Genomic DNA, 7,207 nt, shown 5'->3' on the forward strand with positions numbered 1-7,207 from the left:
CCTTGGCCGGTGGCCACCGGCCAAGGCGCTAAGTCACTTCCATCGCACAAATGCTGGCCGTGCAGATACAAGGGGTTATCTCCGCGAGCGATCCTCTCACATTTGCGTTCGCGGAGATAACCCCTCATCCGGCGCTTCGCGCCACCTTCTCCCGCAAGGGGAGAAGGATTGGCACTGTGCCTGTGGCTAGTTCAGTGAGTTCATCACGCTCCCTACAACACTACTCGCCGCCCCTCCTCCGCCGCCCAATAGCCGGCGTAGTTCACCTTGATCGTCTCATACGCCAGCGTCAGATCCGACAGCGGCTGCCGTCCCGTCGCGGCGCATTCCATGAAGTCCTGGATCTCCTGGAGATAGCCGCGCGTCCACTCCTCTTCGAGGCAGACATATTGCCAGCCGGTTTTGCGATCGACCTTCTCGGTGATGTAGACGGAGGAGAGCTTCTCCTCGGACGTCTGGTAGCTCATCAGATGAGTGTTCGGCGTGATGTTGGCGAACAGCGAGCCGCCTGACGTGTAGGTCTCGATCAGATTGCGCACGCCGCCCATGATCATGTCGCCGGAGAACACGGTGGCCTTGGTGCCGTCCGAAAACGTCGCGGTCAGCGTGCCCCAGTCCTCCACGTCAACCGGATTGGCCTTGATGTAGGTGCGCTCCTCCGGCTTGAGGACGGCCGTGACATTGCCGACATCGCCGCTGACGCTGGCAACGCGGATGGTCTCACCGCGCGCCTTGGCCTCGACCTGCTTGAGATACAGCACGGCGGAGAGCGGATGGCAGCCCATCCGGATCAGCGAGCCGCCGCCGGTCATCGCCCATTGCGCGGCATGGGCCGCGTGCGAGCCGGAATGGCTCTCCTCGCCCTTCATGAACAGGATTTTGTCTTTCGTCGCTCTCAGAATCTCCGCGGTCTTGGTCACCGCCGGCGCGTAGATCCAGTCCTCGGCATACATGAAGAGCTTTCCGGTGCGCTCGATCGCGGCACGCGTGGCGTCCATCTCTTCCAGCACACGCTCATACATCAGCGCCTTCGGCACATGTTTGCCGATCGGCTGCTGGTCGCCGTCTCGGCCGAAATAACCGGCGAACGGCTTTTCGCAGATCACATGCTTGCCGGCCTGCATGGCGGCGACGATCATCCCCGCATGAAGATTGGGCGGCGTGCAGATGTCGATGACATCGAGCTCGCGCTCTGCGATCAGCTCGGCGAAGCTGCGATGGACCCGTGGGATCTGGTGGCGCTGTGCAAATTCCATGACGTGGTCGCCACGCGCAGCGACCGCCGCGACCTCGACATCCACGCCATAGACGCGCCGGAACGCGTACATATGCAGCTCCGACACGAAGCCGCAGCCGACGAGTCCCACCCTGATCCTGGCCATAGTGCCCCCTGACCCATGCTTTGGGCAGCACTATAGCGTCCTGGCAGGTCTATTCCACCGAGACCCGCACCACGCCGGCACTCATCATGCCCAGCGCTTTGGCAGCCGGGACCGAGAGATCGACGATCCGGCCGCGGATGAAGGGGCCGCGATCGTTGACGCGGCATTGAATCGAGCGGCTGCCGTAGGACACCCTCAGCACGCTTCCGAAGGGGCGCGTCCGGTGCGCGCAGGTCAGCTCGCCCTTCCCGGCTTTTCCGTATCCGTAATAAGAGGCAAGCCCGCTTTCGGCCTGGGCAAAGGAAACTGCAGAAAGCGAAAAAGTGGCAAGGCAAGAAAATAGCGTGGTCTGCGCTCGCACGGCACCGCTCCGGGTTGGCCCTGCCCCGCCCAGCAACGCTTGTTGGTTCCCGTGGGTTCCTGAGCCGCCGCCGGGCGGCGCCCGGCGGTGCCATCACACATTGTTACTGTTTGTGAAAGACCAGCGTGCGGACTTCGATGCTCTCACGCGGCGCCGCATCCGCCGGCGTCGTCGGATCGACGAACGCGGCCCGAAGCGCGTGCGGCCATCGGTTACGGAATCGTAGCACTTGAGCAGCAGCGCTTCGTCCGTCGTCATCTCGGGGAAATAGAACCAGCGATGGTTCGGATTGTATTTCACCGAATACGTCTCGCCGCGACGGTTCGGATAGATCAGATCGGAGGCGACGAGATCGTCGGGCGCGACCGTCGTTCCGTCAGCCATCGCCAGCGGCGAATCTCGCAAGGGACCGCGGATCGGCCGCCACAGATTGATCACCTGGACGCGGCCCTTCAGCAACTCAGCGGCCTCATAGGGCAGATGCTCGCGCACGCGGTTGGCGCCTGAGACGGCGGTCTGGTCGACGTGGACGCGCGTTGCCGGCTGACGCGGGCCACCGTCGCGCATATCCGCGGCACCCTCGACGCGCCTGCGCACGGTGTGGTCGAAGATGACGACGCGGTCTGCTTTCAGCGTTGCGCGCAGGAAGGCCTCCACGGCGGGATAGTAGACCGCCCTCACCTCTTCGTCGTTGCCGAAGTCCTTTATCCGGGTTGGATGCCGCACCAGCGCAAAGCCTTCGCGGTCGAGCGATAAACTCTGCGCGATCAGTCGCCCATCGAAGATCGGGACCTGATGCGGCTCCGGCAGCGACGTGCTTTTGGGCTCGCCAGGCGGCGGATCGAAGGCGTAGGTGCGCGGTTTGCCCGAAACCGGCGCGAGATAGTTGAGTTCAGCGGTGACGAAAGGAAGCGATTCGATTTTTGTTTCTTGCAGGCCCATGGCCGGTCTCCCGATGTGGTCGTCTGGATGATTTTTGACGGGACCAGGCGTGCTGCAAGGGAGGTCGTGCAAATAGCAATGCGGGTATTGTCGCGAGCGGAAAATGCAGAAGGAACGTATCGATGAAGCGGCTTGGATTGGAATGCGGTCTTTCCGCTTCACGGACGCTTGAGTGTTTGTGAGGTCTCGTGCCCCGGACGCGGCGCATCACGCAGTGGTGCGCCGCAGAGCCGGGGCCCATCTAACCGAGAGCGTGTTCTGTGTGGCATGAGTCCCGGCTCTGCGCAGCAGCGTTGCACGCTGCAGCGCGTCCGGGACACAGCGTGTGCTTGGCGACTACAACCCTGCCTTCGCAATCGCATCCGAGAACGAGCGATCTACGATCTCGGCCGCATCGAGCTTCTGCTTGATCAGGCCCCAGCGGAAATAGAGATCGATCGTGCTCTGCTCGTCCGCGACCACGCCGTCATCGATCGGCGCGATCCGGATTTTTGCGCGCGACAGCCAGTTCTGCGGCACGGCAGTTGGGATGTTCATCAGTCTGCCCCAGGTCGCGGCATAGCTGTCGAGATTGTTCAGCGACCACGCCCGCGCCGCGGTGAGGCGCCGGACGAAGTCGGTCAGCTCCGCGCGCTTGTCGCGGATGGCATCGGGCCGCGCGACCTGAAAGCTCAGCCCCGGTGTCAGGCCTTCCGAGGTGATGACACGGCGCGACTTGAACAGCACCTCTTCCTGGCTGACATAAGGCTCCCAGGTGGACCAAGCGTCGACGGAGCCTTGCGTGTAGGCGATCTTGGCATCGGACGGCGCCAGGAACGCAATCTGCACGTCAGCCGCAGCCCAGCCGTTCTTCTCGAGCGCGGCGAGAATCAGCTGATGCCCGATCGAGCCGCGACCGGTCGCGATCTTCTTGCCGCGCAAATCCGCAAAACTCTTGATCGGCGAATTCTCGGGCACGAGGATGGCAAGCCCCTCGCGCGTCTGCCGGATCGCGGCGATCGCCTTCACCGGCGCGCCGGAGGCGGCGGCGAAGGTGAAGGGTGCGTCGCCGACGAGACCGGTCTCGATCGCGCCAGCGCTGAGCGCTTCCAGCAGCGGCGCAGCCGCGGGAAACTCCTTCCACTCGATCTTGTAGGGAACGTCTTTCAGCACGCCGGCGGCTTCCATCACCGCCTGCGAATTGCCCTTCTGGTCGCCGACTCGCAGGATGGTTTGCGCTGCTGCCAGTTCGAACGAGCCGAACAGCAGCGCACCGGCCAGCATGAGACGGATCATTCCGCCGCCTCGCCGCGAACGGCCTGGCGCTTGGCGATCAGCTCGCGCGTCAGCGGGATCAGCTCGCGGCCGTATTCGATGGCATCGATCAGGGGATCGAAGCCGCGGATCAGGAAATGGTTGACGCTGAGGTCGTAATAGTCGCCGAAGACCTCGGCGACCTGCTCGGGCGTGCCGACCAGCGCGGTGGTGTTGCTGTTGGCGCCGGTGAGCTTTGCGATCTCGGTCCACAGCCGCTTGTCGATGCGGCTGCCTTGGTCGGCGAGCGAGAGCAGGCGCCGCGCGCCGGCGGTGGCATGGCCGTCGGCGGGCTTGCGATAGCCGGTCTTGTCCTGGAGCGCAGTGGCGCGCGCAAGAATCTCTTCCGCCTTTTCCCAGGCCTGCTTCTCGGTCGGGGCGATGATCGGTCGCACCGAGAGGCTGAAGCGCGGCGTCGGACGGCCCTGCCTGACGGCCGCATTGTGAACGCGCGAGGTGACGTCACGCACCTGCGCATAGGATTCGCCCCACAGCGCAAAGGTGTCGGCATGCTTGCCCGCGACGTCGATCGCAGCGTCGGAGCCACCACCGACGAAGGTGTAGATGCCGGCCTTCTGCAGCGGCTTCACCTGCGAAAAACCGTTCTCGACGTTGTAATACTTTCCGCTGTAGTTGAACGGCTTCTCGCTGGTCCATTCCAGCTTCACCACATCGAGAAACTCGCTGGTACGGGCGTAACGCTCGTCCTTGTCGTCGAGCGTGTTGCCGTCCTGCCTGAGCTCGGCTGCATTGCCGCCGGTGATGACGTGCAGCGAGACGCGGCCTCCATAGAGTTGGTCAAGCGTCGCCAGCTGCCGCGCGAGCAGCGTCGGTGCGGTAAAGCCCGGTCGCTGCGCAATCATTACCTTTAACGACTTGGTGATGGTCAGCACATGCTGCGCGACCTGAAGCGCATCCGGCGTGGTCGAATGGAACGCCAGCAGCGCGCGGTCGAAACCCGCGAGCTCATGCGCCTTCGCCACGGTCTCGATATAGGCTGGATCGAGCAGCGGACCCTGGCGCACGATGGTCTCGGACGCATTACTGTTGGCGATAAAGCCGATGAACTCGATCGACATGATGTTCTCCCTGAATGTTTGGCGGCAGGCTAGAGGCCCAATGCGGCACGGCCGAGGCCGGTGCGCGTGGAATCGTCCTGCGGCGTGTGCACGCGGCCGCAGAGGACATCGCGATAGTGCCGCTCCAGCGGATTGGCGCGGGACAGGCCGTGATTGCCGGTCAGCGACAAGGCATCCTCAACCGCGGCGACGGCGTTGTTGGTCACGGTCAACTTGATGACGTTGGACTCGGCCGCGGAAAGCTCGACACCGTCATCGAAATCGCCAGCGAAGGATGCGATCAGCCGCGCATTCACCACAAGCCGAGCTTCGATCGCGCCAAGGATCTCCTGCGCGCGCGGCAAGGTCGCAAGCGGCGCGCCCAGGCCGGCCGGCACCCGCTGCTTCAGGAACCCGACCAGCCAGTCGCGTGCAGCCCGCGCAACGCCGTCATAGATCGCGGCGACGAAAATCGTGTGGACGGTCGCCTGCGCGACATCAGGTACGCGCCAGTCCGCCGGTTTGCGAACGTCGATCTCGGCATCGAGGGGGATCACGACGTCGTCGAAGATGACGTCGTGGCTGCCGCTGGCGCGCAGGCCGTGATGATCCCATGTCTCGACGATGCGCGTGCCCGGCAGTCCCGCCGGCACCAGGAACTGTCCGACGCGCGGCTCGGCTTCGTCCGTCCGAGCCCAGACCAGATACCATTTCAGGATCGGCGATCCCGTCGAATAAATCTTGTGCCCCGAGAGCCGCCAGCCGGTCTCGGTCCGGCGTGCAATGGTCGCGGGCAGGCCGCCGCGCGCAGGCGAGCCCAGTTCGGGCTCGACGCGGAGCGCGTTGACGAGCGCAAGGCCTTCGACACTCTCGCGCGCAAGCTTGCGCGACAGCCTTGCCGGCCAGGTCGGGCTCCGTGCCATCACCAGATGGTTGATGTAGTGCATCGACAGCACCAGCGCGGTCGACGGATCGGCCTTGCCGATGATGCCGAGGACGCGGGCGGCGTATCGTGCGCCTGCCCCGGCGCCGCCATGGGCGGCAGGCACCGTCAGCGACAGCAGACCCGCCTCGGACAGCTCGCGAAAATTCTCGAACGGGAAGCTTCCGGTGCGATCGTATTCGGCCGCACGGGCGGCGAAAGCCTCGGCCAGCGCCTCGGCACGTGCGACGTAGTCGGGCTCGTGATGCGCCGCGCGCCCCTTGGCGATCGAAGTTACCATGTGGCGTCCAATCCGAGCAGGCCAAGAATCTGGCGGCGCAAATCCGCGAGATACGGATCACCGCGATGGCGCGGATAGGGCCGGTCGACACGGATATCGGCCTTCACGCGCGCCGGGCGGTCGCTGAACACGATGACGCGGTTGGCGAGCACCAGCGCCTCCTCGGCGTCATGCGTCACCAGCAGCGTGGTGAAACCCTTGCGCTGCCACAGCGAGACCAGCTCGGCCTGCATGGTGATGCGGGTCAGCGAGTCGAGCTTGCCCAGCGGCTCGTCGAGGATGAGGATTTTTGGATCATTGACCAGCGCACGGGCGAGCGCAACGCGCTGCGCCATGCCGCCCGAGAGCTGGTGCGGATAGGCATTGCGGAAGGACGATAGCCCTACGAGATCAAGCGCGGCATCGACGCGGTGACGCTGGCTCTTCAAAATGCCCTGCGCCTCCAGCCCAAGCGCGACGTTGTCCCAGACCGTGCGCCAGGGAAACAATGTCGGGTCCTGGAACACGACGACGCGCGACGGGTGCGGTCGCGTGATGCGCGCCTCGTCCTCGCGCAGCGTTCCGGACCTGGGCTTGTCGAGGCCTGCGACGAGGCGCAGCAAAGTCGACTTGCCGCAGCCGGAGGGTCCGAGCAGCGCAACGAACTCGCCCGGCCCGACGGAGATGGTGACGTCGCAGAGCACCGGCAGCTCGGCGCCGTCGATGTCGAACGCGTGGCTGACCTGCTCGATATCGAGCGCGGCACCGGCGGCCAGGTGAGCGTCGATTTCAGCCAGTGCGGTTGCGGCTACCATTTGACGGTCCCCTTCTGCCAGACCAGCAGGCGATCGCGGATCGCAAACAGCAGCGTGATCGCGCCGGAGCAGAGCAACGACATCACGATCAGCGCCGCATACATGTTGGCGTAGGCGGCCCAGCCCTGCGCCCATTGCAGGTACCAGCCGAGCC

7 protein-coding genes and 1 pseudogene are annotated in these 7,207 nt (G+C 64.6%); all 8 read right to left on the bottom strand.

Annotated features, from left to right (window positions below; genetic code table 11):
- Positions 1–212: 212 nt before the first annotated feature.
- Positions 213–1,382: a Gfo/Idh/MocA family protein gene (locus AC0L3S_RS38550; protein ID WP_473285107.1), complete on the bottom strand. Its 1,170-nt coding sequence runs from the start codon at positions 1,380–1,382 to the stop codon at positions 213–215.
- Positions 1,383–1,431: 49 nt separating this feature from the next.
- Complete coding sequence (locus AC0L3S_RS38555; protein WP_007601095.1) at positions 1,432–1,743, bottom strand: septal ring lytic transglycosylase RlpA family protein; 312 nt, start codon at positions 1,741–1,743, stop codon at positions 1,432–1,434.
- Between the two features lie 93 nt (positions 1,744–1,836).
- On the bottom strand, positions 1,837–2,685 hold the full coding sequence (locus AC0L3S_RS38560; RefSeq protein ID WP_473285109.1) for a CmcJ/NvfI family oxidoreductase: 849 nt from the start codon (positions 2,683–2,685) through the stop codon (positions 1,837–1,839).
- Positions 2,686–3,021: 336 nt separating this feature from the next.
- Positions 3,022–3,960, bottom strand: a complete 939-nt coding sequence (locus tag AC0L3S_RS38565; protein ID WP_473260431.1) for an ABC transporter substrate-binding protein — start codon at positions 3,958–3,960, stop codon at positions 3,022–3,024.
- On the bottom strand, positions 3,957–5,057 hold the full coding sequence (locus AC0L3S_RS38570; RefSeq protein ID WP_473285111.1) for an LLM class flavin-dependent oxidoreductase: 1,101 nt from the start codon (positions 5,055–5,057) through the stop codon (positions 3,957–3,959). The genes AC0L3S_RS38565 and AC0L3S_RS38570 overlap by 4 nt, the downstream gene beginning before the upstream one ends.
- A gap of 29 nt (positions 5,058–5,086) precedes the next feature.
- Positions 5,087–6,259: an acyl-CoA dehydrogenase family protein gene (locus tag AC0L3S_RS38575; RefSeq protein WP_473285113.1), complete on the bottom strand. Its 1,173-nt coding sequence runs from the start codon at positions 6,257–6,259 to the stop codon at positions 5,087–5,089.
- Entirely contained in the window at positions 6,253–7,053 is an 801-nt protein-coding gene (locus AC0L3S_RS38580) for an ABC transporter ATP-binding protein (RefSeq protein ID WP_473285115.1), read from the bottom strand. Before AC0L3S_RS38580 ends, AC0L3S_RS38575 begins: the two co-directional genes overlap by 7 nt.
- A pseudogene (locus AC0L3S_RS38585) lies at positions 7,047–7,207 on the bottom strand (ABC transporter permease); the annotation flags it as partial. The gene AC0L3S_RS38580 and the pseudogene AC0L3S_RS38585, both read right to left, overlap by 7 nt.

It is taken from the genome of Bradyrhizobium sp. Ken01, from assembly GCF_055807355.1.